Below are 24,619 nucleotides of genomic sequence, written 5' to 3'. Positions count from 1 at the left end.
CTCCTGACGTGAGGGCGGGGGGTGGGGACGACCGGCACGCTAGCCGCCACCGGCTGCGGAAAAGCCGGTGGAGAAGGGGAGACGGGGATTCTTAGGATGGCTTTAAGGCACAGGTAAGAGGCGGCTGAGGAACAGCGCCCGGGACCGCCGAGAAGGAGGCCGGATGACCGACGACACCCCCGTCTTCCCCGAGGGCCTGCGGGCGCTCCCGAGGAGCTGGGGCCACTGGCCCGACGAGGAGACCCCCGAGCGGTGGGCGCTCGTCCGCGGCGTCCTGGAGGCCGGCCTGCCGCCCGCCCGGCTGGACGCGCCGGAGCCGCGCGACTACCCGGACCTCAAGTTCTTCTCCGACGACGAGGATCCGCCGGACGACTGGTTCTGCCACGAGATCCTGCGCGAGAGGGTGAAGGACCTGCCCCGCCTCACCGTCGGGCAGCTGGCCGAGGTCGAGGCCGCCTGTGTCGCGGACGGCCTGGACACCACCGACTTCCGCGAGGGCCGCTGGGTGTGGCGGATCGCCGGATTCGTCGTCGAACCGGCCCTGTACTGGTGCGGCATCGCCGACGACCTCGACGCCCTCGACCCCTGGTTCCCCGAGCTGGCCGCGCTCTACATCCGGCGGCGGATGGCCGTCGAACGGGCCACCCTGGCACTCGTCTGCGTCCGCGCCCTCCCCTCCGCCCGTGCCGCCCTCGTCTCCCTGGCCGAGGACGAGTCCATCGACCAGGACGCCCGCGACGCGATCCGCAGGGCCCTCCACGAGGACGCGGCCGGTTCCTGAGCGGGGCCGTCCGGCGGCCCGCCGCCCGCTCCTACCCCAGCCGTCGGTACCGGCGTTCCGGGCGGCCCGTGCCGCCGTAGCGGAGGGTGACCTCCGCGCGGCCCGTCTCCGCGAAGTACTCCAGGTAGCGGCGGGCGCTCACGCGGGAGAGGGAGCCCGCTTCGGCGCATTCCGTGGCCGAGAGGCCCTCCGGGTGGGCGCGCAGGACCGAGTCGACCAGGTCGGCCGTGTGCGGGGCGAGGCCCTTCGGCAGTTCGCGGGAGCCGCGCGGGCGGGTGCCGAAGATCTGGTCGACGTCCTCCTGGCGGGCCTCGTCGAGTTCGTCGAGGCGGCTGCGGAGGGAGGCCACGTGCCGCAGCTGCTCGTGCAGGGCGGCCTGGGTGAACGGCTTGATCAGGTAGTGCAGGGCCCCGGCGCGGAGGGCCGAGCGGATCGTGCCGACGTCACGGGCGGCGGTGATGAAGAGCGCGTCCATGCCCAGACCCGCCGCGCGCAGCTCCCGCAGCACCCGGACCCCGTCCATGTCGGGCAGGAAGACGTCGAGCAGGACCAGGTCGGGGCGGAGCCGCTCGGCCGCGTGGAGAGCCTCCGCGCCGCTGTGCGCGACCCCGGCCACGGTGAAGCCCGCCACCGCCGACACGTAGCGGCAGTGCAGCTTGGCGACCATGAAGTCGTCGTCCACGACCAGCACCTTCGTCACGCCGACCCACGCTAGGTCCCGACCACAACGACCACAACGTCCGTTGATTGCGGAAGAGAGACAGCTTCTTAACGCGAGGGCAACATGTGGGCCACCTCACACCCCCATTTCCCTCCTACTTGAGAGGCGGCACACGTGCGGTTGCGCACCCCCTTCGCCCTCCTCGGGGCGGCTCTCCTGGTGCTCGTGGGCCCGCCGCTGCTCAGCCCGGGCACCGGCTCCGACACCGGCACCGCGATACCCGGCCTGCGCTTCATGGTCCCCAACACCCCGGGCGGCGGATACGACATCACCGCCCGCACCGCCGCGAAGAACGTCGAGGAGGCCGGACTCACCGGCGACGTCGAGGTCTTCAACCTGCCCGGCGCGGGCGGCACCGTCGGCCTCACCCGGCTCGTCGGCGAGCGCGGCAACGGCCGGCTCGCCATGTCCATGGGCCTCGGTGTCGTCGGCGCCGTCCACACCAACAAGACGCCCAGGACCCTCGCCGACACCACCCCGATCGCCCGGCTCACCGAGGAGCAGGACATCGTCGTGGTCGGCAAGGACTCCCCGTACAAGACGATCCAGGACCTCCTCTCCGCCTGGAAGAAGGACCCCGGCAAGCTGCCCGTCGGCGGCGGCTCCTCGCCCGGCGGCCCCGACCACCTCGCCCCCATGCTGATGGCCCAGGCCGCCGGGATCGCACCGAAGGACGTCAACTACGTCCCCTTCGACGGCGGCGGCGAGCTCCTCGCCTCCATCCTCGGCAACAAGGTCGGCTTCGGCGTCTCCGGCGTCGGCGAGTACCTCGACCAGATCAAGGCGGGGGAGCTGCGCCTCCTCGCCGTCACCGGCCCGAAGCGGGTCCCCGGTCTCGACGCCCCCACCCTCCGCGAGGCCGGCCTCGACACCGAGTTCACCAACTGGCGCGGCATCGTCGCCCCGCCCGGCCTCTCCGACGCCGAGCGCGACAAGCTCGTCGCGCTCGTGACCGGGCTGCACGGCTCCCCGCAGTGGCGCGAGTCGCTGAAGACCCACGGCTGGAACGACGCCTTCCTGCCCGGCGCGGAGTTCGGTGACTTCCTCACCGAGCAGGACCGGCGGGTCGGCTCCGTCCTCAAGGAGCTCGGACTGTGACCACCACCGAGAAGACCCCTGTGACGACCCCGGCGAAGAAGACCCTGCTGCGCGGGAGGTCCGAACTCGGCGTCGGCGCCCTCCTCTTCCTCCTCGGCGTCCTCGTCCTCACCGACGCCCTCACCCTCGACGCCGACGTCGCGGGCCGCGGCCCCGTCGGCGCCGCGACCGTCCCCCTCGTCGTCGGCTGCGGCCTCCTCGCCGTCGCCGTCCTCCTCACCGTCGACGTGCTGCGCGGCGGCCGGGGCGAGGCCGAGGGCGGCGAGGACATCGACCTGACCGAACCCGCCGACTGGCGCACCGTCCTGCTCCTCACCGGCGTGTTCCTCGCCTTCGCCGTCCTCATCGGCCCCCTCGGCTTCCCCGTCGCCGGCGCCCTCCTCTTCTGGGGCGCGGCCTACGCCCTCGGCAGCCGCCACCCGCACCGCGACCCGCTGATCGCGGCCGCCCTCTCGCTCCTCACCTACGCCGTCTTCGACCAGCTGCTCGGCGTCCCGCTGCCCGGCGGCCCGCTGATGGGAGTGATCTGACCCATGGATTCCCTGAACTCCCTCATCGACGGCTTCGGCACCGCCCTCACCCCGATGAACCTGCTGTGGGCGGCCATCGGCGTGCTCCTCGGCACCGCCATCGGCGTCCTGCCCGGCATCGGCCCCGCCATGGCCGTCGCCCTGCTGCTCCCGGTGACCTACGGGCTCGAACCGACCGGCGCGTTCATCATGTTCGCCGGCATCTACTACGGCGCCATGTTCGGCGGCTCCACCACCTCGATCCTCCTCAACACCCCCGGTGAGAGCGCCGCCCTCGTCGCCGCCATCGAGGGCAATCCGATGGCCAAGGCCGGGCGCGGCGCGCAGGCCCTCGCGGCCGCCGCCGTCGGGCACTTCGCCGGCGGCATGATCGGCACGATCCTGCTCGTCGTCCTCGCCCCGACCGTCGCCGCGCTCGCCGTCGACATCGGCGCCCCCGACTACCTCGCCCTCATGGTCCTCGCCTTCATCGCGGTGACCTCGGTCCTCGGCTCCTCCCGCATCCGCGGCCTCGCCTCGCTGCTCATCGGGCTCACGATCGGCCTGGTCGGACTCGACCAGATGACCGGGCAGCAGCGCCTCACCTTCGGTTCGCTCCAGCTCGCCGACGGCATCGACGTCGTCATCGTCGCGGTCGGCCTCTTCGCGATCGGCGAGGCCCTCTGGGTCGCCGCGCACCTGCGCCGCACCTCGGGGGAGGCCATCCCGGTCGGCCGCCCCTGGCTCGGCAGGGACGACGTACGGCGCACCTGGAAGTCCTGGCTGCGCGGTCCCCTCATCGGTTTCCCGTTCGGCGCGATCCCGGCCGGCGGCGCGGAGATCCCGACCTTCCTCTCGTACGTCACGGAGAAGCGTCTCTCGCGGCACAGGGACCAGTTCGGCAAGGGCGCCATCGAGGGCGTCGCCGGCCCCGAGTCCGCGGCCTCGGCCTCCGCCGCCGGCACGCTCGTCTCCATGCTGACCCTCGGGCTGCCCACGACGGCCGTCGCCGCCGTGATGCTGGCCGCCTTCCAGCAGTACGGGATCCAGCCGGGCCCGCTGCTCTTCGAGCGGGAACCCGAGCTGGTGTGGGGCCTCATCGCCTCGCTGTTCGTCGGCATGGTGCTGCTGCTCGCGCTCAACCTGCCGCTCGCGCCCGTCTGGGCCAAGCTGCTCCGCATCCCGCGCCCGTACCTGTACGCCGGCATCCTCTTCTTCGCCGCCGTCGGGGCGTACGCGGTGGGCGGCGAGGCGTTCGACCTGATCGTGCTGCTCGTCATCGGTCTGATCGGCCTCGGGATGCGGCGCTACGGCCTTCCGGTGCTGCCGGCGGTCATCGGCGTCATCCTCGGCCCGGCCGCCGAGCAGCAGCTGCGCCGCGCCCTCCAGATCAGCGACGGCTCCCTGACGGGCCTGGTGAACACCCCGTTCTCGGTCGCGGTCTACACGGTCGTGCTCGTCCTGCTCGCCTGGCCGCTGGTGCGGAAGGCGACCGCCGGGCGCGCCGCGCACTGACCGTACGACGGTATGCGTACCGGCCGTCAACTCGCCCCCGATGGGGTGAGATTCGGACCGTCGGCGGCCGGATCGGGTATCCCTGGCGGGCAGCGTCTTCCCCCCACCCCCGAAGGGACCCCGCCCATGCGCGTCCGCCTCGTCCTCGCCGCCGCGGCCCTGCTCACCGCCGCCGTCGCCCCTCTCGCCCACGCGGGAGGGGCCGACGGCCTCACCGTCGACGCGTACGGGACCCTCGCCGCCGACGCGACGGTCACCGTCTCCGGCACGTACCGCTGCCTCGACGACAGCGAGGGGCCCGTCTTCGTCAGCTCCACCCTCAAGCAGGGGAGCCGTTCCACCGGCATCGGCGGGACCCGCGCCGTCTGCGACGGGCACCTCCACACCTGGGCCAACAGCGCCGTCGTGAAGGAGCCCGCCTACCAGCCGGGCGCCGCCCGGGTGGAGGCCACCCTGATGCAGCTCACGGCCGGCGCGTCGGGCCTGCCGCTGCCCGGCTTCCTCGCCGCCGAGCAGGCGGACGTCGAACTGCGCTGACCGAGCAGCTCGATCAGCCGGACGTCGAACCGCGCCGACCGGGCAGCTCGATCAGCCGGACGTCGAACCGCGCCGACCGAGCAGCTCGATCAGCCGGACGTCGAACCGCGCCGACCGAGCAGCTCGATCAGGCCCTCCCGGCCGAGCACCTCCAGCTCGTCGAGGGCCTCCACGGCACGGGCCGCCGCCTCCGGGTCGGAGGCGGCGAGACCGCTCGCCGTGAACTCGTCCTCGTCGAGCCGCAGCACCTCGCTGCCGTCCGCCGACACCCAGAGGTCCAGGTCCAGGTCCTCGATCACCACTCCGGAGCCGTCGATCACGGCCGGCCGGGTGATGTCGCAGTACCAGCCCTTCAGGGCGCCGTCGGCCGACCACACCTCCTTGACCGTGAACCAGCGGTCGCGCCAGTAGTGCTCCACGAACACGTCACCCGGCTCGAACCGCACGAAGCCGAAGTCCCGCACCCCCTCGGCCGCCCACGGGGCGCGCACCGACAGCCGGGCACCCTCCTCCGTGAGCACCTCGGCCGGGTACCGGATCTTCGTCCGGCCCGCCTTCGTCAGGGTGATCTCAACCGATCGTCCGGACATACCGCACCTCCGTAGCACCGATCTCGTAACCGAACCACTTGTTGATCGCCAGCATCGGGCCGTTCCCCGCGTCGTTCCCGGTGAAGGCCTCCACACAGCCCGCGGCCCTGGCCCGGTGCAGCGAGGCGTTCTTGGCGAGCTTCGCCAGCCCGCGGCCGCGGAACGCCGGCGCGGTGCCGGTCATCCCCGAGGAGTACCGGCCGAGGCCGTCCGTCTGCGCCGCGCTGAACGCCGCCGGCACCCCGTCCACCACCGCGACCGTCGTCAGCGCCCGGTCGAGCAGCGGATGCTCCCAGGTGGTCCTGAGCCAGTGCGCGTAGTCCGCCAGCTCGGTGCCCACGTCGCCCGGCTCGTCCGCGGTCGTCACGGCGTCCAGCTCGAACAGCGGCCGCGGGTCGGCCGCGAAGTCCTCGGCCGTGCGCAGCTCGACGCCGGCCGGCGGGTCCTGGAGCGGCGGCAGTCCGGCCGTCGTCAGGTCGAGCCGGAGGAAGTGCGCGGAACGGCTGGAGGAGTAGCCCCGCCGCTCGGCCCAGGCGTGGTTCGCCGGCTCGTCCAGGGCCCAGCTGTACACGGTCCGCGCGCCCCGCTCGGCGAGGTACTCCTCGGCGGCGCGCAGCAGCAGCGTCCCCGCGCCGAGCCCCTGGTGCGCGGGGTCGACGTACACGTTGGCGTAGCCGATGCCGGGCCGCGGCGCGTCGTGCGCGATGCCCACCTGCGCGGTCCCGATGATCGCGCCGTCCTCGGTCACGGCGACCAGCGGCCGGTAGTGGCTGTCGGGGTGGGCGTGCGCCCAGTCGAAGGCGAGCTGCTCGGCGGTCGCGAGCATGAAGGGCACGGCTGCCCGGCGGACCCGGGCGAAGCCCTCGGCGTCCTCGGGCCGTACATCACGGACGATCACAGTCATGTGGTGGCACGCTACGGGCGCCGGACGCACCGCCGCCTCCCATTTACCGGTGGGGTGGGGGCAGAATCGGCGGGGTGACACTCACCATCGCCGTGGACCACGGATCCACCACCGCTCCCTACGAACAACTGCGAGCCCAGATCTCGGAGCGGGCCCGGTCGGGCAGACTGCCGGTCGGATACAAGCTGCCGACGGTACGGGGGCTCGCGGAGCAGCTGGGCCTCGCCGCGAACACGGTCGCCAAGGCGTACAAGGCCCTGGAGGCGGACGGAGTCATCGAGACGCGGGGGCGCCACGGCACCTTCGTCGCCGCCGCGGGTGACGCGGCGAGCCGCCGGGCCGCCTCCGCCGCCGCCCAGTTCGCGGAGGAGGCCCGCCGGCTCGGCCTCAGCCGCGAGGCCGCGGAGGCCGCGCTGAACGAGGCCCTGCGGGCGGCGTACGACAACTGACGGCCCCTCCGTCAGAGATAGAGGCCCGCCCCTGAGGTACGGGGCTCCGGGAGGTCCGCCGAGGGCGTGCCGCGGCGCAGCGCGAACAGCTCCGCCAGCGTCGCGCCCTCGCGCGGCACGTCCTCCTCGCGGCCCAGCCACTCCACGGACTCGGCCCGGGTCAGCGGCCCGACCTCGATGCGGGCCAGGCAGCGGCCCGGCCGGACCACCGCCGGGTGCAGCCGCTCCAGGTCCTCGTTGGTGGTGACGCCGACCAGGACGTTGCGCCCCTGGCCGAGCAGCCCGTCCGTCAGGTTGAGCAGTCGTGACAGGGCCTGCCCCGCGGTGTGCTTCGCCCCGCCGCGGATCAGTTCGTCGCAGTCCTCGAGGAGCAGCAGCCGCCAGCGTTCCTTCGCGGTGCCGTCGTCCTCGCCGATGGCGATGTCCATCAGATAGCCGATGTCGTTGAAGAGCCGCTCCGGGTCGAGCACGCAGTCGACCTGGCACCAGTCCTGCCACGCCCGGGCCAGGGTCCGCAGCGCCGAGGTCTTGCCGGTGCCCGGCGGGCCGTGGAGGAGCAGGAGCCGGCCGGCGATGTCCTCGGGAGTGACCTTCATCAGCCGGTCCATGGCATCGGCCACCGGTGCCGAGTAGTTGGGCCGGACCTCCTCCCAGGTCCCGGCGCTGATCCGGCGGGTCATCCGGCGCGGTCCGCGCTGCGGAGCCACGTACCAGAAGCCCATCGTCACGTCCTCGGGCTCCGGTTCGGGCTCGTCCTTCGCCCCGTCCGTGGCCTCGGCGAGGATTCGTTTCGCCAGCTCCGGGTCGGTGGCGGTGACGGTCACGTCCGCGCGCCGGTTCCAGCGGGAGGAGAGGATCGTCCAGCCCTCGCCCTCGGCGAGCACCGAGCTGCGGTCGTCGTCCTTCGCGGCCCGCAGGACCCTGGCCCCCTCGGGGAGCAGGGTCGCGTCGGGCTTCGCCCGGTCCAGGGTGGTGCTGTGCGCGTGCGGCTGCTCCCCGGTGGCGAACCGGTCGAGGAACAGCGCGTCCAGGACGTCCCCGGGGGAGTCGCTGTCGTCGAGGTTGACGATGACGGGCAGCGAGGCGGTCGTCGGCTGTCGTGGGGTGGACGGTACGGCGGGGGTGTCGGACATGACGCCCATGATCGGGCAAGCGCCCGGGTGGCGCACCGGTTTTTGCGCCTGCTCCGATTGGCCTGATCTCGACGGTCCCTGACGGAGGATCAGCCGGTGTTCACTCCCAGTTTTGACATGAACACTTCCGGCTCGGCGGATCCGATGCTACTACCTGGTAGCGCAGAGATCCTGCTACAGGGAGGTTCCATGAGACTGTCCCGTTTTGCCGCCGTTTCCTCCTCGCTCCTCCTCGGTGCCGTCCTCGCCCTCACCGGGGCGGGCGCCGCCCAGGCCGCCGAGACCGCCGCACTCGACTACGTGGCCCTGGGGGACTCGTACTCCTCCGGTGTGGGCTCCGGGAGTTACGACAGCGCCAGCGGCGACTGCAAGCGCTCAACGAAGGCGTACCCGGTCCTCTGGAAGAACGCGAACGCACCCTCCTCGTTCGCCTTCACCGCCTGCTCGGGCGCCCGAACGGGTGATGTGACCGCCAATCAGCTCGGACCCCTCTCGGCCGCCACCGACCTGGTCTCGATCACGATCGGGGGAAATGACGCCGGTTTCGCCGACGTCATGACGACCTGCGTGCTCCAGTCCGAGGCCACCTGTATCAACCGAGTGAATCAGGCCAAGGCCTACGTGGACTCCACGCTCCCCGGCAAGCTCGACTCCGTCTACAACGCCATCAGCGGCAAGGCGCCGTCCGCCCATGTCGTCGTCCTCGGCTACCCGCGCTTCTACCAGCTCGGCGGCAGCTGCATCGCCGGCCTGAGCGAGAACGAGCGCAGCGCCATCAACAACGCCTCCGACTACCTCAACGCGGCCACCGCCAAGCGCGCGGCCGACCACGGCTTCACCTTCGCCAGCGTCGTCCCCGCGTTCACCGGGCACGAGATCTGCTCGGGCTCCGCCTGGCTGCACAGCGTCAACTGGCTCAACATCGGCGAGTCCTACCACCCGACGGCGGCCGGACAGTCCGGCGGCTACCTGCCCTCGTTCAACGGGGCGCTGTAGCCGACCCGCCGGGCTCCGCCGGAGCGGTGCTCGTGACTCCGCCCGGCTCCGGCCCGGAGCCCGGTCCGTCGTCCCGTACCGCCTGATACGTCAACACACCCGCGATCAGCAGCGCCCCGACGAGCCCGGCCACCAGGACGGGACCCCGGCGGGGCGCTGTCCGCGCGGGCGCCGACCGCGGGGAGGGCGCGGGCGACGTCCCGGTGCCGGTGTCGTCGCCCCCGTCCGTACGGGGCGGGACCGAGGCCTCCACCGCCTCCCCGGTCCTCGGCGTACCGCCCGCCGCCACCCGGCGCAGCTCCCGCTCCGCCTGATCGGCCGTCACGGCGAGATCCTCGCCCGTCAGCTCGTCGACCACGGCCCCCAGGGGACCTGACCGGTCGTCCGCCGCCGCCTCCAGGAGCGCCCCGACGGAGCGCAGCTCCGCCTCCGGGCCCGCGTCGTCGTCCGGCGCGCCGCCGAAGCCGGTGACCACGACCCGCCCGTCGTTCGCGAGCAGCACCCGCCCCGGCGTCACGCCCCGGTGCGGCACGCCCGCCTCCCGTGCGGCCCGCAGACCGGCGAGGACCTCGGCGCCGACGCGCGCGGCCTCCCGCGCCGGCAGCGGTCCGGCCGCGTCCAGGGTCTCGGCGAGGGTGAGCCCGCGGACCAGCTCCGTCACCACCCAGGGCCGGCCGTCCTCCGTGACCACGCCGAGGACCCGTACGACGGAGGGGTGGGAGATCCGCGCGGCGGCCCGCGCCTCCCGCTCCCGCCGCGCGTGGAACAGGGGCACCTCGTCCGCCGGCAGTCCGGCCGGGGCGCGGAGCTCCTTGAGGGCCACCTCGTGCCGGTCCGTCTCGTCCAGGGCGCGCCAGACGGTGCCCGTCGCCCCCTCGGCGAGGACGTCGAGAAGCCGGTAACGACCCGCGATCACCGTCATGGATCCACGGTAGCCGAGGGGCGTCCGCGGGGCTCCGGTCCTGCGCGGGTCCCTCTCGTGAAGGTCCGGACGATCTTGGTGTCGGAGATCACACCCGCCCTCGTGTCCGTGGATGACGGTCCGGGGTGCAGGATGGTTCGTGATGGTTCGGCAGGTGTTCGAGTGCTGTCCAACTCGCCCTGGAATCAGATGTATTCGGACAGTCACCGTCAACCCCCGTACGAGTGCGGTGAATCCCGCCGCCGGGATACACGGGTGTCACGATGGAGCGATAGGGTTAACCTGCCCGGGCCGGGTGCCCTTGTACGGGTGGGGAGTGACATGGAACAGATAGCAATGCGCAGCAGGCCGCGAGTGCCTGCCATCACCTGCGGGAGCAGCGCGACCAGTTCGCGACTCGACCGCCATCTCGCGGTGCTCGGCGGCCCCGCCGTGCCGCAGCGCGACGTGGCCGAGGCGACGCTGCTCATGCGGGAACTGACGACGCGTACGCACGAGGCGCCGGTGCACGGTCACCGCAGCCGCAGCGCGCGGGTCTCGCTCTTCGCCCCGCTCCGCCGGCTGCGCCGCTCGCTCTTCGGCACGCGCCGCTAGCGGACTCCTCGGCCGCCCGTACGGCCCCGACCACGACCCCGCCGGACGTGTCCCCGCCCGTCCGGCGCTCCGTCGTACCCGGAGGCGTACCCCGAGGTGTACCCGGAGGCGCACCCGGGGGTCGTCCACCCCTCCCCGTCAGGCGATCACCCCCGCGCTCCGCAGCTCCTTCACCTCCGCCTCCGGCACCCCGAGCTCGGCGAGCACCTCGTCCGTGTCCTGGCCGAGCGCGGGGATCCGGTCCATCCGCGGCTCCGGTGCGTCCGGGAACACGATCGGCGGCAGCAGGGAGCGCAGCGGCCCCACCGGCGACTCCACCTCCCGCCAGCGGTCACGCGCCGTCAGCTGCGGATGGTCCGCCAGCTCCGCCACCGAGTTGAGCCGGGCGCAGGCGATGCCCGCCGCGTCCAGCCGGGCCAGCGCCTCGTCCGCCGTCAGCGGGGCGAGCGCCGCCGCGACCACCGCGTCCGTCGCCCCGCGCCCCGCCACCCGTGCCGTGTTCGTCGCGAACTCCGGGGCCTCGGCGAGCTCGGGCCGGCCGAGGACCCGCTCGGCGAGCCGCCGCCACTCCCGGTCGTTCTGCACGGAGAGCAGGACCAGACCGCCGTCCGCCGTCGGATAGGCGTCGTACGGGGCGATCACCGCGTGCGCGAGCCCCGTGCGCGCCGGGGGAGTGCCCCCGTGCATCCCGTGGTGCAGCGGATGCCCCATCCACTCGGCCAGCGAGTCGAGCAGGGAGACCTCCACCGGGCCGCCCCTGCCGGTCGTGCCGCGCCGGACGAGGGCCGCGAGGACACCGGAGAAGGCGTACATCCCGGCCGCGATGTCGGCGGCCGGGATCCCCGACTTGACGGGCTGCTCGGGCGTGCCGGTCACCGACACGAGACCCGCCTCGCACTGGACGAGCATGTCGTAGGCCCGCTTGTGCGCGTACGGCCCCTCCGCGCCGTACCCCGAGACGTCCACCGCGATCAGCCACGGGTGCGCGGCGCACAGGGTGGCGGCGTCGAGGCCGAGGCGGGCCGCCGCGCCCTGCGCCAGGTTCTGCACGAAGACGTCGGCGCCGGCCACCATCTTCCGGACGAGCGCCAGGCCCCGTGGGTCCTTGAGATCGACGGCCACCGACTCCTTGCCGCGGTTGCACCACACGAAGTGGGAGGCGAGGCCCCGGGCGGCGGTGTCGTAACCGCGGGCGAAGTCCCCGCCGTCGGGACGCTCGATCTTGACGACGCGGGCGCCGAGGTCGGCGAGCTGCCGGGTGGCGAAGGGGGCGGCGACGGCCTGCTCGACGGCGACGACGGTGACCCCGGCGAGGGGGAGGGGCTGAGTGCCGTGGGGGAGGGGCTGAGTGCTCATGACCGTTCTGCCTACCGTGCCGGGCCGCCCGTTGTCACCAGGGCCTTCGTCACGCGGGTCACCCAGGCGGCCGGGGCCGGCTCCGCGCGCCCGGCCCTTCGTCACCCCCGCGCGTACCTGCGCACCGCGAGCGGGGCGAAGACGGCGATGAGACCGAGGGACCAGAGCAGCGCGCCCGCGACCGGGTGGGCCACCGGCCAGGCCGCGTCCGCCGGGACCGGCGCGTTGCCGAAGAGTTCGCGGACGGCCGTGGTGACCGCCGAGAGGGGATTCCACTCGGCGACCGTCCGCAGCCAGCCGGGCATGCCGTCGGTGGGGATGTACGCGTTGGACAGCAGCGGCAGCATGAACGTGGCGCTGCCGAGCTGCCCGGCCGCCTCCTCGCTCTTCGAGGCCAGGCCGAGCAGGATCCCGATCCAGGTCGTCGCGAAGCGGAAGAGCAGCAGCAGGCCGAAGGCGCCCAGGGCCTCGGGGAGCGTGCCCTCGATCCGCCAGCCCATGGCGAGGCCGACGAGGAGCAGCGGGACCGTGCCGACGGCGCTCGCGAGGAGATCGGCGAGGGCCTGTCCGAGGGGGACGGCGGCCCGGCTCACCGGCAGGGTGCGGAAGCGGTCCATGACGCCCCGGTGCGCGTCCTGCGCGGCCTGGAACATGCCCGTCATCAGGCCGCCCGACGCCGTCGCCACGAGCATGCCGGGCACCAGGAAGGCCCGGTACTCGGCGCCGGGCGCCGCGAGCGCGCTGCCGAAGACGTATCCGAAGAACAGCAGGAAGACGATCGGCATCGTCTGCGTCATGACGGTGATCGCGGGCGCGTGCCGGATCCGCTGGAGGTGGCGGCCGAGGACGGCGGTCCCGTCGTGCACGAGGGCGCTCACGCGACGAGCTCCTTCCGGTCGGTGAGGCGCAGGAACACCTCGTCGAGGGTGGGCGGACGCAGGGAGGCGTCGACGATGTGGACCCCGGCCGCGTCGATCTCGCGGACGATCCGGGGGAGGGTGAGCGTGGTGTCGGTGGTCACCGCGCCGACCGTGCGCCGTTCGGCGTCCAGGACGGGCGCCGAACCGGTCAGCTGGTCGAGGACGGCCGCGGCCGCCGCCAGGGCGGACGGGTCGGCGACGACGACCTCGGCGTAGCTGCCGACGAGCGCCTTGAGTTCGGCCGGGGTGCCGCGCTGCGCGGCCCGCCCCTCGTCGACGAGCACGATGTCGTCGGCGAGCTGGTCGGCCTCCTCCAGGTACTGGGTGGTGAGCAGCACGGTCGTGCCGTCGGCCGCCAACTCCCGTACGGCGTCCCAGATCTCGTTCCGGCTGTGCGGGTCGAGCCCGGTCGTGGGCTCGTCGAGGAAGAGCACCCGCGGCGGCACGAGCAGGCTCGCGGCCAGGTCGAGGCGGCGCCGCATGCCGCCGGAGTAGGTGCGGGCGGGCCGTCCGGCGGCCGCGGTCAGGCCGAAGCGCTCCAGGAGTTCGTCGGCGCGGGAGCGCGGGGCGCGCAGGAGCCGGGCGAAGAGCCGCAGGTTCTCGGCGCCGGTGAGGTCGCCGTCGACGGAGGCGTACTGCCCGGTGACCGCGATCCGCTTCCGTACCCCCGCCGGGTCGCGCACCACGTCGTGGCCCGCGACGAGCGCGCTGCCCGCGTCGGGCGCGACCAGGGTGGTGAGGACGCGGACGGCGGTGGTCTTGCCGGCGCCGTTGGGGCCGAGGACGCCGCAGACCGTGCCCTCGGGAACGGCGAGGTCGAGGCCGCGGAGGGCATGGACGTCGCCGTAACGCTTCCGCAGGCCTTCACTAAGTACAGCGTACGTAGTCGTCATGGCGCGACCATACCCCACTACGTACGGCGTACGTAACTACGATGGTGAGCGAGGTGATGATCCATGGCGGGCCGAGCGGCCGAACCGGAAGTGATCTGGGCGCGGCCCGAGCGCGCGGGCCGCGGCCCGAAACCGGCCTACAGCCGGCGGGACATCGTGGCCGCGGCCGTCCGCATCGCCGACGCAGACGGCATCGACGCGGTCTCCATGCGCCGCGTCGCCGCCGAACTCGGCTGCGGCACCATGTCGCTCTACAACTACGTCCCCCGCAAGGAGGACCTGTACGAGCTGATGGTCGACGCGGTCAGCGGCGAGTACGAACTCCCCGAGGAGCCGAGCGGCGACTGGCGCGCCGACATGACCGCGATCGCCCACCAGAGCCGCGCGATCATGTACCGCCACCCCTGGCTGGCCCGGGTGATGACCACCGCCTACGGCTTCAGCCCCAACGCCCTGCGCTTCCTTGAGTGGTGCCTCGGCTGCCTCGCCCCCCTGAACCAGCCCGCCGGGCTCAAGATGCAGCTGATCGCCATGGTCAACGGCACGGTCATGGCGACCGTCGCCAACGAGCAGGCCATCGCCGAACGCGCCCGCGGACTGCCCTGGTCCGAGGCGGAGGAGCAGGCCGTGCGCGGCGCCTACCTCATGGGGCAGGTCGCGACCGGCGCGTACCCGCACCTCGCCGCACTGCTCGCCGAGGCCCCCGCCGCCCCCGTCGACGCCGACGAGATCTTCGCGATGACCATCGCCCGGCTCCTCGACTCCTTCGACCCCGCGGCCCCGGGAGCGCCGGTCACAGGAGCATGAACTGGCCCTCCGGGCCCTCCTCCTGATGGTCCAGTACGGAGGCGGGGCGGCGCGACCAGGACGGTACGGGAAGAATTCCGGCCGCTTCGAGGGCCGCCCTGCCGAGGCCTCCCGTTTCCGCTTCGAGCGCCGCGCGCTCCGCCTCCCGCGCACCCAGCAGCGCCAGCACCGTGACCAGCTCCAGCAGCTCCGAGGTCCACTCCTGCGGCCAGGCGGCCGGCCCGATCGCCTCCAGCGAGCCCGGCTCCGCCGGGGCCGTCCGGTGCGCGAACCACTGCTCCAGGACCCGCACCCCACCGACCCGGTACTCCCAGGCCTCCGCCGGTACGGGGGAGACCAGGCCCCCGCCGACGTCGAGCACCTCGCCCTCGGAGTCGTACGTCATCGTCGTCGGCCGCGCCGGGACCGCCGCACGCACATAGGGACGGCGCCCGCCCGGCAGCCGGGGCCTCGTCCCGCTCAGGGCGCCGCGCACCTGCACATCGGCGAGCTCCCGGCCCAGCGCCACGCCCGCCGCCCACACCTCTGGGTCGGCCGGCAGCGGGACACGGCAGCCGGCGGGGGAGGGGAGGGCGGCCGCCACCGTCCACGCCAGCCAGTCACGGGCGTCGACCTCGCCCCCGTACCGCTTCCCGAGGAAGTCGAGCAGACCGGGCGCCAGATTGGGCTCCCGGCCGCCGGGGCGCCGGAACAGCGGCCGGATGCGGCCCGGCCGGCCCGCCGGGGAGCGGCCCTCCGGCAGCGCCGCCGACACCAGGAGCGCGGGTCCCGCCGCCCCCGGCACGTACCCCTGCTCGACGGCGAAGAGCTGCGGCTCCCCGGCGACCCGCCACAGCTCCGGGCGGGCCGTGTCGATCAGCCGGTGGTCCGGCAGCAGCCACTGCTCGTCGAACGGCCCGTGCGCCACCCGCACCGGGTCCGGGCACGGCCCCGCCTCGCGCGCGAACCGCGCGGTGCCGGTCCGCTGCCCGGGCAGCGCGCCCACCGCGCTCGCCTGGGTCCGCGCCCGGCTCGGCCGGAACAGCGCCTCCCGCTCGGCGCCCTCCGCGGCCACCAGCCGGTCCCAGCGGATGCGCAGGGTGCGGGCGTCCGGGGCGACGATCCAGGACCGCCCGAACCGCAGCGGGGCCACCGACCACGGCATCAGCTCGTCGAGGAGAGGCGCGGGGGCTTCCGGTCCGGGGGCTTCCGTTCGGCGGGCCTCTGTTCGGTGGGCTTCCGTTCTGGGGGCTTCCGTCACGCCCCGCATGCTAACGAGCGCCGTCCGTACGGGGCCAGCGCCGGCCGCACCGGGGCCGACCCGTCAGGGGAGCCGACGGCGGCCTCGTGGAGGTTCCGCCCGGGCCGCCGGTTCGAGCTGAGCGAGGCCCTCAAGGAGCCTGCGGTACGCCTCGGGGTCCCGCGCGAAGTCCGCCCCGGCCGCGAGGGCGGCCCGGTCGGCGTCCTGCCCCCTGAGCAGGTCGACCGAGGTCTGCGCGAACCGCTCCCGCAGGCCCTGCCGTTCGGCGTCGGCCAGCAGCCGGCGCAGCTCGGCGACCGCGGCCGCCGCCTCGGCGCGGGCCGTCGGTCCGGCCTGGAGCCTGTTGCCGAGACCGGCGGCGGGGGCCGCCTGCTCGAGCAGCGGGCGCAGCCGGTCCGCGAGCTCCCGGGCGGCGGCCGCCGCCGCGTCCGCCTGCGGTCCGGCCTCCCGCAGCACCCACAGGGCACGGAGCAGCTCGGGGTCCGGCGCCTCGCCGAGCTCCCCCCGCCGCCCGGCGTCCCGCACCGCGTCCACCGCCCGCGCGTAGTCCTCGGACGCCCACCCGGCGGCCTCGGCCAGCCGGACCGCGCGGCGCACGAGCCGCGCCTCCACGCCGAGGACCCGGGGGAGGGCGCGGAGGTTCTCGCCGACCAGCCCGGTCAGCATCAGCAGCACGCCCAGCAGCAGGAGCGCGTCCGGGGTGGAGAGGTCCTCCTCCGCCGGGCCTTCGACGTCGTACAGGTCTCCCCGGTCCGGCCCTTCCGTGTACATGAACCCGGACGCCCAGCCGTAGCCCCGGCTGTCCCCGTAGTTCGGCGCCTTGAGCAGCTCGCTCCGGCCGGCGTCGCAGTGGTAGGGCCCCTCCCGCGTCTTCTTCTCGTACGGATCGCTCCACCGGACCCGGCAGGTGCCGTCGGCCTCCTCGTGGACCACCGCCAGGTCGATCTGGCGCGTCGCGGGCACCCCCGCGTCCGGCTCGATCGCGTACAGCCCCACCGAGCACGCGAAGACCGTGACACCGGCCGTCAGGACCCAGCGGAAGAAAGGTACGTGCCTCATGTGATCATCCCCCGCCGTCACCCTGGCACGGGGCGGGGCCGAGGTCGAGGGGACGGCTCCGGCAGCGTGTCGCCCGCCGTCCCTGCCGGGGCCCGGCAGGAACCGCCGCGCCTGCGTCAGTGCGCCTCGACCGTGACCGTGAAGGAGAAGCGGTCGCCCCGGTAGCGGATCCGGGCCACGTCGACGACCCGGCCGTCCTCGTCGTAGGTCACACCGGTGTAGTGGAGGATCGGGGAGAGCAGCGGGACCTGGAGCAGTCCCGCCGTCTCCGGGTCCGCCAGGCGGGCCTCGACCGTGTCCGTGATGCGGCTGATCCGCACCCCGACCACGTCCCGCAGCACCTTCGTCATCGGCCAGCGCTCCAGATCGGCCGGGTCGATCGCGGCGGCGAGCTCGGGCCGTACCGCGTTCTCCGCCCAGTTCGTCGGCTCGCCGCTCTCCCCGTCGCTGCGCAGCCGCCGGTACGCCACGACCTCCGGCACATCGGGGAAGTACTCCGCGAGCTCCCCCGGCACCGGCTCCGTGCCGTGCCCGAGGACCGTGGTCCGCTCGCCGGACTGCTGGGCCACGATCGCGTCGATCGAGCCGAGCAGCCGGCGCGGGGTGGACCGTCGCGCGCCCGGCTCGATGAAGGTCCCGCGCCGCCGGTGCCTGCTGATCAGGCCCTCCTCCTCCAGTTCCTTGAGGGCCTGGCGCATGGTCAGCACGCTCACGCCGTAGTGCGCGGCGAGCTGCTCCTCGGTGGGCAGCCGCAGCGAGGCGTCGGGCGTGCGGCCCAGTATCGAGGCGCGCAACGACTGCGAGACCTGATACCAGAGCGGCAGCTTGCGGTTCAGGACCAGCGAGTCGGGAGCGAAGGCGGTCACGGGTTCTCCGTACGAAGACTACGGGCTTACGGCCGAGACACTACGGCCGGAAGTGGCGCTCAAGACCCTGCCATACGTCGTCGTACCCCTTCTGCAGATGGTCGGCGGTCGCGGCCTGCGGGGTCGCGGTCACCGGCCAGCGGGTCTCGAACATGAAGGCCAGACCGTCGTCGATCTTCTGCGGCTTCAGCTCGGCGGCGCTCGCCCGGTCGAAGGTCTCCCGGTCGGGGCCGTGCGCCGACATCATGTTGTGCAGCGAGCCGCCGCCGGGCACGAAGCCTTCGGCCTTGGCGTCGTAGGCGCCCTCGATGAGGCCCATGTACTCGCTCATCACGTTCCGGTGGAAGTACGGCGGGCGGAAGGTGTCCTCGCCGACCAGCCAGCGCGGGGCGAAGACCACGAAGTCGACGCCGGCGAGCCCCGGGGTGTCCGAGGGCGAGGTGAGGACCGTGAAGATCGACGGGTCCGGGTGGTCGTACGAGATGGTGCCGATGACGTTGAAACGGCGCAGGTCGTAGACGTACGGGGTGTGGTTGCCGTGCCAGGCGACGACGTCGAGCGGCGAGTGGCCGTACGTCGCCGACCAGAGGTTGCCGCAGTACTTGTTGACCACCTCGACCGGGCCCTCGACGTCCTCGTAGGCGGCGACCGGGGCGCGGAAGTCACGGGCGTTGGCGAGGCCGTTCGCGCCGATCGGGCCGAGGTCGGGCAGCTGGAACGGGGCGCCGTAGTTCTCGCAGACGTAACCGCGGGCCGTCTCGTCCAGGAGCTCGACGCGGAAGCGGACGCCGCGCGGGATCAGCGCCACCTCGCCCGGGTGGGCGGCCAGCAGGCCCAGCTCGGTGCGGAGGAGGAGGCCGCCGCGCTCCGGGACGATCAGCAGCTCGCCGTCGGCGTCGCCGAAGACCCGCTCCATGGAGGCGTTCGCGTGGTAGAGGTGCACGGCCATGCCCGTGCGCTGCGTCGCGTCGCCGTTGCCGCCCAGGGTCCACAGTCCGGCCAGCCAGTCGGTGCCGGGCGCCGGCTCGGGCAGCGGGTTCCAGCGCAGCCGGTTGGGGTCGGGCACCGTCTCGGTGAACGGGGCGCCGGCGAGGGCGCCGTTGTCGATCCGGGTGAACGGCGGGTGCGCGGCCGAGGGGCGGATCCGGTAGAGCCAGGAGCGGCGGTTGTGGGCCCGCGGCTCGGTGAAGGCGCTGCCGCTGAGCTGCTCGGCGTAGAGGCCGAGGGGGGCGCGCTGCGGCGAGTTCCGGCCGTCCGGCAGTGCGCCGGGGACCGCCTCCGAGCTGTGCTCGTTGCCGAAACCGGTGCTGTAGGTGAGCGCCTCGGCCGTCTTCCTGGCCTGCTCCGTGGTCATCGACCGCTCCTGTCCTGAGCCCGCAAGGGAATCCTATGGATGACCGTAGGATTCCGCGCGGCCTACGTCAACGGGGCGCCGGTCTCCGATGGCCGTTCGGTCCGCGCGCGAGGGGTCCGTGCATGAGGGGTCCGTGCGCGGGGGGTTCGTGCGCAGGGGTCCGTGCACGTTGGGTCCGTGCACGAGGGGTCCAAAAAGATGAACATTCCTCTACTCTCACGCGCATGTCGTGGACCTCGTGGACCCGAAGATTCGTCTCCGTGCTCTCGGTCGTGCTCGTGGCGCTCGCCGCGGCCCTGTTCACCGCTCCTCTCGCCCAGGCCCACGAGGAACGGCCCGTCACCCTCCCCGACGGAACCGGCACCGTGCCGACACTCCGCACCGGCGAACCCGACCTCCTCGTCTGCAAGACCGACCGGGCCGACTTCGAACGCCGGATCTCCGGCTTCCCCGCCGCCCTCAAGGCCCGCAACCTCGCCCTCTTCGCGCGCTGCGCCACCAACGGCCACCGCCACCTCCAGCAGGCCGTCGACGCCGTCGACCGGCCCGGCATGACCATCGCGATCCTCCCCGGCCTCTACGAGGAGGAGCCCTCCCTGCCGCCGCCCACCGGCGCCTGCGCCACCCTCAAGGCCCCGAAGTCCGGGCTCGGCTACCAGATCCTCAGCTACGCGCAGCAGCTCCAGTGCCCGCACAACCAGAACCTGGTCGCGATCCTCGGCAAGAAGAACCTCCAGATCGAAGGCACCGGCGCCTCCCGCCTCGACGTCGTCGTCGACGCCAAGTACCAGAAGCTCAACGCGATCCGTGCCGACGGCTCCGACGGCGTCTACTTCCGCAACTTCACCGCCCAGCGCACCACCTTCAACTCCCTGTACGTCCTCGCCGCCGACGGCTTCGTCATCGACGACGTCCTCACCCGCTGGAACGACGAGTACGGCTTCCTGACCTTCGCCTCCGACCACGGCCTCTACAAGAACTGCGAGTCCTACGGGAACGGCGACTCCGGCATCTACCCCGGCTCGGCCTCGAACATCAACGACGGCCACGGCTACGACGTCCCCCGCTACGCCATCGAGATCACCGGCTGCCGCAGCCACCACAACATGGTCGGCTACAGCGGCACCGCCGGAGACTCCGTCTACGTCCACGACAACGAGTTCGACCACAACATGGGCGGCGCCTCCATGGACTCCGCCTTCCCCGGCCACCCCGGACTCCCGCAGAACCACGCCCACTTCGCGCGCAACCTGATCCACGACAACAACCAGAACTACTACCCGTACGTCGCCGACGGCACCTGCGCCAAGCCGCCCGTCGACCGCGGCTACGAACAGGGCGTCGTCTGCCCCCAGATCTCCATGCCGCCCGGCACCGGCATCATCACCGCCGGCGGCAACTGGAACCTCTACGAGGACAACTGGGTCTACGGCCACCAGCGCGCCGCCTTCTTCCTCAGCGCCGTCCCCGCCTTCATCCGCGGCGAGTCCACCTGGGGCAAGCAGACCGACACCTCCCACCACAACCGCTACGCCGGCAACCATCTCGGCGTCGACAGGGCCGGCCACGCCCGCCCCAACCGCAGCGACGTCTGGTGGGACGGCCAGGGCGACGGCAACTGCTGGCAGTCCGACGCCGGCGCCGCCACCCCCGGCGCCCCGCCCGCCTGCGGAGCCCGCCGCGGAGAGGTCTCCGGCAACACCGACCGGCTCGTCGGCGAACCCGTCAAACTCGCCCAGCTCCTCGTCTGCGCCGACTACAACGTCCAGGCCCGCCGCCTCCCGGCCGGCTGCGACTGGTACGGCGCCCGGGGCCTCCAGCGCGTCGAGACCCAGCTCGCCCTCGGCACCGCCCTCGTCCTGGCCCTCGCCGGCGGCGCCCTCTGGTGGCGCCGACTGCGCGGCCACCGCCTCGCCACCGCGGCCACCCTCCTCGGCCTCCTGGGCCTCGCCCTCGACGTCGCCGGCTCGACCCTCGCCCTCACCCCCACCGCCCTCCCCGCCGTCGCGCTCCTCCTCATGGGCACCTGGTGGACCCTCATCGGCCTCGCCCTGCGCCCCACCCGCCCCGCCCTCGCCTGGACCACGGCGGCCCTCGGCGCCCTCACCCTCCTCGACGCCTTCGACAAGGCGGTCCTCATGCTCCCCGGCATCCCCGTGAGCCCCGCCTGGCTCCGCCTCCTGCTCGGCGTGGTCTGGGTGCTGTGGGCAGTCATCGCATCCGGAGCCAGACCCACCCCCACCCACGGCACCGTCCGCACCAACGGCACCAGCCGCACCGACGAAACCGTCCGTACCGCCAGCCGTGCCGGCACCACCCCCACCGACGGCACCACCCCCACCGACGGCGCCACCCCCACCGAAGGCGCCACCCCCACCGACGGCACCACCGAGGCGCCGGCCGCGCCCCCGGTGGACGGCCCGCCCGAGCCCCCGGCCACCGGCCCGGAACCGGTGACGACATGAGGCCGCCGCGCGCCACGGCTCCTCGGTCCGCCTCCCTGCGGGTGACCGCAGGCCCGGCTGCCGCGCGCCCGGCCTCCGCCCGCACGGTCACCGCCCCTCTCGTCGCCCTCGTGACCGCCGTCGCGTTCCTCCTCGCAGGCTGCGGCGGCCGGCCCACCACCCACCACAAGCCCGGCACCAGCCATCAGGAGGCCACCGGCGCCAGCGGCACCCTGCTCGCCGCCCGGGACGAGGGCGGACACCGGCTCCGGGAGCTCCCCGCGGCGGACGCGCCCACCGTCAGGGCCGAGGCCCGCCCCGACTCCGAGGGCGGCTGGAACGTCCACCTCACGGTGGAGAGGTTCCGCTTCACCCCGGAGAGCACCGGCGGCGCGGCCCTCCCGGGCCGGGGCCACGCCCGCCTCCTCGTCGACGGCCGGGAGACCGCCCGCCTGTACGGTCCCTGGGGCTATGTGCCGCCCGGTGGCCACACCCTGACCGTCCGGCTCCACGCGGACGACCACACCGTCTGGGCCGTCGACGGCGCCCCCGTCCAAGCCACCGTCCGCCTCGGCGGCGCCCCCGCCACCACCTCCCCTTCCGTGCCACTCAGCCCCCGGGCCACCGACCCCGGCCGCACCGTCACCCTCACCATCGCCGGAACGACCGTCCAGCCACCTCCCTCCCGCATCGAGTTGAAGAAGGGCGAGCGCCTCACCCTCCGCGTCCCCAGCGACCGCGCCGACACCCTCCACGTGCACGGCTACGACCGCGAACTCCCCCTCTCTCCCGGCAGGCCCGCGACCCTCACCCTCACCGCGGACCGCACCGGCCTCTTCGAGGTCGAGACCCACGAGTCCGGACTCGTGCTGACCCAACTCGTCGTCCGATGAGCCCCGTCCCCGCCACCGCAGAGTTTTTCGGGACCCCGCTCGCCCACGGCGTGGGCTCCCGGCACGACCTCCCCCTCTCTCCCTTCTACGCCTACGCCGGCGCCTTCACCGCCCTCCTCGTCTCCTTCCTCGCCCTCGGCCTGCTCTGGTCCTCCTCCCGCTTCCGCGGCGACCTCTCCGGCCGCCCGCTCCCCGCCGTCCTCCAGCGGGTGGCCGACGCCCCGGCCACCCGGACCGCCCTCCGCCTCCTCGGCACCGCCACCGCCCTCGTCTTCCTCCTCCACCTCCTCCTCGGCCCCGACGACCCCGACCGCAACCCCGCGCCCGGCGCCCTCTACGTCCTCCTCTGGGTCGGACTCGTCCCCGCCTCCCTCCTCCTCGGCCCCGTCTGGCGCCTCCTCAACCCCCTGCGCGCCCTCCACGCCCTCCGCCCGCCCAGGAACCCGCGCCCCCTGCCCGCCGCCCTCGGCATCCGGCCCGCCGCCGCGGGACTCCTCCTCTTCACCTGGCTGGAGCTCGTCGCCCCCGACAACACCTCCACCACCACCCTCCTGACCGCCCTCGCCACCCACACCGGCGTCCAACTCCTGGGCGCCGCCCGCTACGGCGACCGGTGGTTCGCCCACGCCGACCCCTTCGAGGTCTACTCCTCCCTTCTCGCCCGGCTCTCACCCCTTGGCCGCCGCGCCGACGGCCGTCTTGTCCTGCGCTCCCCCTTCCACGGCCTCGACTCCACCCCCCAGACCCCAGGTCTCGTCGCCACCGTCTGCGTCCTCCTCGGCTCCACCGCCTACGACGGCCTCTCCGACAACCCCCGATGGATCACCACCCTCCAGACCTCCTCCCTCGGCCCCGTCCCCACCGCCACGCTCGGCCTCCTCGCATCCGTCGCCCTCGCCGCCGCCTGCTACGGCCTCTGCGCCGGCGCCCTGCGCCTGATGAACCCCGGACTCACCACTCCGCTCACCTCCTTCGCCCACTCGCTCCTGCCCATCGCCCTCGGCTATCTCGTGGCCCACTACTTCTCGCTTTTCGTGACCGAAGGGCCACGGACAGTCATCATGGCAGGGGGCACTGACAACGCCCCCTCACCCGCTCCACCACTGGGCCCCGGGGGCCTCGCCGCCCTCCAGGTCGCCGCGATCGTCACCGGTCACGTCCTCGGTGTCGTCGCCGCGCACGACCGGTCCGTGCGCCTCTTCCCGCCCGCCCGGGCCGTCGCCGGCCAACTCCCGCTGTTCGCGCTGATGATCGCGTACACCCTCGGCGGCATCGGCCTGCTGATCGCCTGAACCGGACCGGAGCGGCATCATGGACCCCGTGCCCCAGACCCGTCCCCGAACCCAGCCCGCCCTCCGCCGCGCCCCCGTGCAGCAGCGGAGCGCCGAGCGGCTGACCCGGATCCTCGACGCCTGTGCCGTACTCCTCGACGAGACCGGGTACGAGCAGTTGAGCACCCGCTCCGTCGCGGCCCGCGCCGGCGTCCCTATCGGCTCCGTGTACCGCTTCTTCGGCAACAAGCGGGCGATGGTCGCCGCCCTCGCCCACCGGAACCTCGACCGGTACGCCGAGCGGGTCTCGGACCGCCTCGCCGGGGCGGCCGTCCTCGACGCGCACGGCGCCATCGACGGCGTCCTCGACGAGTTCATCGAGATGAAGCGGACCGTCCCCGGCTTCGCGCTCGTCGACTTCGGCGTCCCCGCCGCCGCACCCGGAGAGGCCGCGGCGGACGGCCCGGCGGACGGCACGGCCGAGGGCCCGGACGGCGGCTCGTCCGACGCCGCCGCGGAGGACCCCAACCGGCTCGTCGCCGAACGCATCTGCGCCCTCCTCGCCACCCACCTGGGCCGCGCCGCCGACGAGGAGCTGCACCGGAAGGTCCTCGTCGGCGTCGAGACCGCCGACGCCCTCGTCCGGCTCGCCTTCCGCGCGGACCCCGCCGGAGACCCGGCGCTCGTCGCCGAGACGCGGTGCCTGCTCCACGCCTACCTGGCGCCCTCGCTCTCGTGACCTTCCGCAGGCCCCTCCCGCCCGTGCC

Annotated in this window: 25 protein-coding genes; 13 read left to right on the top strand and 12 right to left on the bottom strand. The window is 73.7% G+C overall.

Annotated elements, in window-relative coordinates; all coding sequences use genetic code 11:
• Window positions 1-163: 163 nt before the first annotated feature.
• Window positions 164-781, top strand: coding sequence for a hypothetical protein (locus ACWGN5_RS18975; protein ID WP_453516437.1), 618 nt, complete (start codon window positions 164-166; stop codon window positions 779-781).
• 31 nt (window positions 782-812) lie between these two features.
• Here ACWGN5_RS18975 and ACWGN5_RS18970 read toward each other — a convergent pair whose 3' ends face one another.
• Window positions 813-1,481 carry a response regulator gene (locus ACWGN5_RS18970; protein WP_453516435.1) on the bottom strand — a complete coding sequence of 223 codons (669 nt, stop codon included), beginning with the start codon at window positions 1,479-1,481 and terminating at the stop codon, window positions 813-815.
• A gap of 135 nt (window positions 1,482-1,616) precedes the next feature.
• Between ACWGN5_RS18970 and ACWGN5_RS18965 the strand changes: the two genes are divergently transcribed.
• The 4 genes from ACWGN5_RS18965 to ACWGN5_RS18950 all read left to right on the top strand — a co-directional run bounded on the left by ACWGN5_RS18965 (window position 1,617) and on the right by ACWGN5_RS18950 (window position 5,161).
• On the top strand, window positions 1,617-2,600 hold the full coding sequence (locus tag ACWGN5_RS18965; RefSeq protein WP_453516434.1) for a Bug family tripartite tricarboxylate transporter substrate binding protein: 984 nt from the start codon (window positions 1,617-1,619) through the stop codon (window positions 2,598-2,600).
• On the top strand, window positions 2,597-3,130 hold the full coding sequence (locus ACWGN5_RS18960; protein ID WP_453516432.1) for a tripartite tricarboxylate transporter TctB family protein: 534 nt from the start codon (window positions 2,597-2,599) through the stop codon (window positions 3,128-3,130). Before ACWGN5_RS18965 ends, ACWGN5_RS18960 begins: the two co-directional genes overlap by 4 nt.
• A gap of 3 nt (window positions 3,131-3,133) precedes the next feature.
• A complete protein-coding gene (locus ACWGN5_RS18955; RefSeq protein WP_453516430.1) occupies window positions 3,134-4,624 on the top strand; it encodes a tripartite tricarboxylate transporter permease in 1,491 nt (496 codons plus the stop codon).
• Window positions 4,625-4,750: 126 nt separating this feature from the next.
• Window positions 4,751-5,161, top strand: a complete 411-nt coding sequence (locus ACWGN5_RS18950; RefSeq protein WP_453516428.1) for a DUF6299 family protein — start codon at window positions 4,751-4,753, stop codon at window positions 5,159-5,161.
• An 89-nt stretch (window positions 5,162-5,250) separates the two neighbouring features.
• Here ACWGN5_RS18950 and ACWGN5_RS18945 read toward each other — a convergent pair whose 3' ends face one another.
• Both ACWGN5_RS18945 and ACWGN5_RS18940 read right to left on the bottom strand, forming a co-directional pair.
• Window positions 5,251-5,751, bottom strand: a complete 501-nt coding sequence (locus ACWGN5_RS18945) for a DUF402 domain-containing protein (RefSeq protein ID WP_453516427.1) — start codon at window positions 5,749-5,751, stop codon at window positions 5,251-5,253.
• Window positions 5,732-6,655, bottom strand: a complete 924-nt coding sequence (locus tag ACWGN5_RS18940; protein ID WP_453516425.1) for an N-acetyltransferase family protein — start codon at window positions 6,653-6,655, stop codon at window positions 5,732-5,734. The genes ACWGN5_RS18945 and ACWGN5_RS18940 overlap by 20 nt, the downstream gene beginning before the upstream one ends.
• A gap of 74 nt (window positions 6,656-6,729) precedes the next feature.
• Here ACWGN5_RS18940 and ACWGN5_RS18935 point away from each other — a divergent pair, with 74 nt between their 5' ends.
• Complete coding sequence (locus ACWGN5_RS18935; protein WP_453516423.1) at window positions 6,730-7,104, top strand: GntR family transcriptional regulator; 375 nt, start codon at window positions 6,730-6,732, stop codon at window positions 7,102-7,104.
• 11 nt (window positions 7,105-7,115) lie between these two features.
• Here the strand turns inward: ACWGN5_RS18935 and ACWGN5_RS18930 are convergent, their stop codons facing one another.
• The gene (locus tag ACWGN5_RS18930) at window positions 7,116-8,246 is read right to left on the bottom strand and encodes a DUF5925 domain-containing protein (protein WP_453516421.1); all 1,131 of its coding nucleotides are present in this window, start codon (window positions 8,244-8,246) and stop codon (window positions 7,116-7,118) included.
• Window positions 8,247-8,426: 180 nt separating this feature from the next.
• Here ACWGN5_RS18930 and ACWGN5_RS18925 point away from each other — a divergent pair, with 180 nt between their 5' ends.
• Window positions 8,427-9,233 carry an SGNH/GDSL hydrolase family protein gene (locus ACWGN5_RS18925; protein ID WP_453516419.1) on the top strand — a complete coding sequence of 269 codons (807 nt, stop codon included), beginning with the start codon at window positions 8,427-8,429 and terminating at the stop codon, window positions 9,231-9,233.
• On the opposite strand, the gene ACWGN5_RS18920 is transcribed toward ACWGN5_RS18925, so the two are convergent.
• A complete protein-coding gene (locus tag ACWGN5_RS18920) occupies window positions 9,217-10,155 on the bottom strand; it encodes a protein kinase domain-containing protein (protein ID WP_453516417.1) in 939 nt (312 codons plus the stop codon). The two genes, ACWGN5_RS18925 and ACWGN5_RS18920, sit on opposite strands and share 17 nt — an antisense overlap.
• Before the next feature lie 321 nt (window positions 10,156-10,476).
• Between ACWGN5_RS18920 and ACWGN5_RS18915 the strand changes: the two genes are divergently transcribed.
• The gene (locus ACWGN5_RS18915) at window positions 10,477-10,749 is read left to right on the top strand and encodes a hypothetical protein (protein ID WP_351190512.1); all 273 of its coding nucleotides are present in this window, start codon (window positions 10,477-10,479) and stop codon (window positions 10,747-10,749) included.
• Between the two features lie 138 nt (window positions 10,750-10,887).
• Here the strand turns inward: ACWGN5_RS18915 and ACWGN5_RS18910 are convergent, their stop codons facing one another.
• The 3 genes from ACWGN5_RS18910 to ACWGN5_RS18900 all read right to left on the bottom strand — a co-directional run bounded on the left by ACWGN5_RS18910 (window position 10,888) and on the right by ACWGN5_RS18900 (window position 13,918).
• Window positions 10,888-12,105: a CaiB/BaiF CoA transferase family protein gene (locus ACWGN5_RS18910; protein ID WP_453516416.1), complete on the bottom strand. Its 1,218-nt coding sequence runs from the start codon at window positions 12,103-12,105 to the stop codon at window positions 10,888-10,890.
• 101 nt (window positions 12,106-12,206) lie between these two features.
• Entirely contained in the window at window positions 12,207-12,983 is a 777-nt protein-coding gene (locus tag ACWGN5_RS18905; protein WP_453516414.1) for an ABC transporter permease, read from the bottom strand.
• Entirely contained in the window at window positions 12,980-13,918 is a 939-nt protein-coding gene (locus ACWGN5_RS18900) for an ATP-binding cassette domain-containing protein (RefSeq protein ID WP_453516412.1), read from the bottom strand. The genes ACWGN5_RS18905 and ACWGN5_RS18900 overlap by 4 nt, the downstream gene beginning before the upstream one ends.
• Window positions 13,919-13,981: 63 nt before the next feature.
• Between ACWGN5_RS18900 and ACWGN5_RS18895 the strand changes: the two genes are divergently transcribed.
• Entirely contained in the window at window positions 13,982-14,725 is a 744-nt protein-coding gene (locus ACWGN5_RS18895) for a TetR/AcrR family transcriptional regulator (RefSeq protein WP_453516411.1), read from the top strand.
• Here ACWGN5_RS18895 and ACWGN5_RS18890 read toward each other — a convergent pair.
• From ACWGN5_RS18890 to hmgA, 4 genes are all read right to left on the bottom strand, one after another.
• Window positions 14,712-15,974 (bottom strand): type ISP restriction/modification enzyme, encoded by a 1,263-nt coding sequence (locus ACWGN5_RS18890; RefSeq protein WP_453516409.1) that lies wholly within the window; start codon window positions 15,972-15,974, stop codon window positions 14,712-14,714. The two genes, ACWGN5_RS18895 and ACWGN5_RS18890, sit on opposite strands and share 14 nt — an antisense overlap.
• Before the next feature lie 54 nt (window positions 15,975-16,028).
• Window positions 16,029-17,024, bottom strand: a complete 996-nt coding sequence (locus ACWGN5_RS18885) for a hypothetical protein (protein ID WP_453516407.1) — start codon at window positions 17,022-17,024, stop codon at window positions 16,029-16,031.
• A 116-nt stretch (window positions 17,025-17,140) separates the two neighbouring features.
• Complete coding sequence (locus tag ACWGN5_RS18880; RefSeq protein WP_351190500.1) at window positions 17,141-17,890, bottom strand: GntR family transcriptional regulator; 750 nt, start codon at window positions 17,888-17,890, stop codon at window positions 17,141-17,143.
• 40 nt (window positions 17,891-17,930) lie between these two features.
• Complete coding sequence (hmgA, locus tag ACWGN5_RS18875; protein WP_453516406.1) at window positions 17,931-19,244, bottom strand: homogentisate 1,2-dioxygenase; 1,314 nt, start codon at window positions 19,242-19,244, stop codon at window positions 17,931-17,933.
• 224 nt (window positions 19,245-19,468) lie between these two features.
• Between hmgA and ACWGN5_RS18870 the strand changes: the two genes are divergently transcribed.
• From ACWGN5_RS18870 to ACWGN5_RS18855, 4 genes are read left to right on the top strand one after another with little or no spacing between them, the layout of a single operon-like run.
• A complete protein-coding gene (locus ACWGN5_RS18870; RefSeq protein ID WP_453516404.1) occupies window positions 19,469-21,709 on the top strand; it encodes a right-handed parallel beta-helix repeat-containing protein in 2,241 nt (746 codons plus the stop codon).
• Window positions 21,706-22,581, top strand: a complete 876-nt coding sequence (locus ACWGN5_RS18865; protein WP_453516403.1) for a hypothetical protein — start codon at window positions 21,706-21,708, stop codon at window positions 22,579-22,581. The genes ACWGN5_RS18870 and ACWGN5_RS18865 overlap by 4 nt, the downstream gene beginning before the upstream one ends.
• Window positions 22,578-23,873 carry a hypothetical protein gene (locus tag ACWGN5_RS18860; RefSeq protein WP_453516401.1) on the top strand — a complete coding sequence of 432 codons (1,296 nt, stop codon included), beginning with the start codon at window positions 22,578-22,580 and terminating at the stop codon, window positions 23,871-23,873. Before ACWGN5_RS18865 ends, ACWGN5_RS18860 begins: the two co-directional genes overlap by 4 nt.
• 19 nt (window positions 23,874-23,892) lie before the next feature.
• The gene (locus tag ACWGN5_RS18855) at window positions 23,893-24,591 is read left to right on the top strand and encodes a TetR family transcriptional regulator (RefSeq protein ID WP_453516400.1); all 699 of its coding nucleotides are present in this window, start codon (window positions 23,893-23,895) and stop codon (window positions 24,589-24,591) included.
• Window positions 24,592-24,619 lie beyond the last annotated feature (28 nt).

This window comes from Streptomyces sp. NPDC055815 (assembly GCF_053616475.1).
The sequence above is the reverse complement of the archived record's forward strand: the minus strand, read 5'-3'. Positions and strand labels throughout refer to the sequence as shown.

What these genes read in the sequence shown, in the direction of transcription:
- ACWGN5_RS18890 (WP_453516409.1), bottom strand. Translation starts at nt 15,974, where the DNA reads ATGCGGGGCGTGACGGAAGCCCCCAGAACGGAAGCCCACCGAACAGAG.
- ACWGN5_RS18920 (WP_453516417.1), bottom strand. Translation starts at nt 10,155, where the DNA reads ATGACGGTGATCGCGGGTCGTTACCGGCTTCTCGACGTCCTCGCCGAG.
- ACWGN5_RS18855 (WP_453516400.1), top strand. Translation starts at nt 23,893, where the DNA reads ATGGACCCCGTGCCCCAGACCCGTCCCCGAACCCAGCCCGCCCTCCGC.
- ACWGN5_RS18860 (WP_453516401.1), top strand. Translation starts at nt 22,578, where the DNA reads ATGAGCCCCGTCCCCGCCACCGCAGAGTTTTTCGGGACCCCGCTCGCC.
- ACWGN5_RS18940 (WP_453516425.1), bottom strand. Translation starts at nt 6,655, where the DNA reads ATGACTGTGATCGTCCGTGATGTACGGCCCGAGGACGCCGAGGGCTTC.
- ACWGN5_RS18865 (WP_453516403.1), top strand. Translation starts at nt 21,706, where the DNA reads ATGAGGCCGCCGCGCGCCACGGCTCCTCGGTCCGCCTCCCTGCGGGTG.
- ACWGN5_RS18950 (WP_453516428.1), top strand. Translation starts at nt 4,751, where the DNA reads ATGCGCGTCCGCCTCGTCCTCGCCGCCGCGGCCCTGCTCACCGCCGCC.
- ACWGN5_RS18910 (WP_453516416.1), bottom strand. Translation starts at nt 12,105, where the DNA reads ATGAGCACTCAGCCCCTCCCCCACGGCACTCAGCCCCTCCCCCTCGCC.
- ACWGN5_RS18925 (WP_453516419.1), top strand. Translation starts at nt 8,427, where the DNA reads ATGAGACTGTCCCGTTTTGCCGCCGTTTCCTCCTCGCTCCTCCTCGGT.
- ACWGN5_RS18915 (WP_351190512.1), top strand. Translation starts at nt 10,477, where the DNA reads ATGGAACAGATAGCAATGCGCAGCAGGCCGCGAGTGCCTGCCATCACC.
- ACWGN5_RS18895 (WP_453516411.1), top strand. Translation starts at nt 13,982, where the DNA reads ATGGCGGGCCGAGCGGCCGAACCGGAAGTGATCTGGGCGCGGCCCGAG.
- hmgA (WP_453516406.1), bottom strand. Translation starts at nt 19,244, where the DNA reads ATGACCACGGAGCAGGCCAGGAAGACGGCCGAGGCGCTCACCTACAGC.
- ACWGN5_RS18930 (WP_453516421.1), bottom strand. Translation starts at nt 8,246, where the DNA reads ATGGGCGTCATGTCCGACACCCCCGCCGTACCGTCCACCCCACGACAG.
- ACWGN5_RS18945 (WP_453516427.1), bottom strand. Translation starts at nt 5,751, where the DNA reads ATGTCCGGACGATCGGTTGAGATCACCCTGACGAAGGCGGGCCGGACG.
- ACWGN5_RS18900 (WP_453516412.1), bottom strand. Translation starts at nt 13,918, where the DNA reads ATGACGACTACGTACGCTGTACTTAGTGAAGGCCTGCGGAAGCGTTAC.
- ACWGN5_RS18885 (WP_453516407.1), bottom strand. Translation starts at nt 17,024, where the DNA reads ATGAGGCACGTACCTTTCTTCCGCTGGGTCCTGACGGCCGGTGTCACG.
- ACWGN5_RS18955 (WP_453516430.1), top strand. Translation starts at nt 3,134, where the DNA reads ATGGATTCCCTGAACTCCCTCATCGACGGCTTCGGCACCGCCCTCACC.
- ACWGN5_RS18975 (WP_453516437.1), top strand. Translation starts at nt 164, where the DNA reads ATGACCGACGACACCCCCGTCTTCCCCGAGGGCCTGCGGGCGCTCCCG.
- ACWGN5_RS18870 (WP_453516404.1), top strand. Translation starts at nt 19,469, where the DNA reads ATGTCGTGGACCTCGTGGACCCGAAGATTCGTCTCCGTGCTCTCGGTC.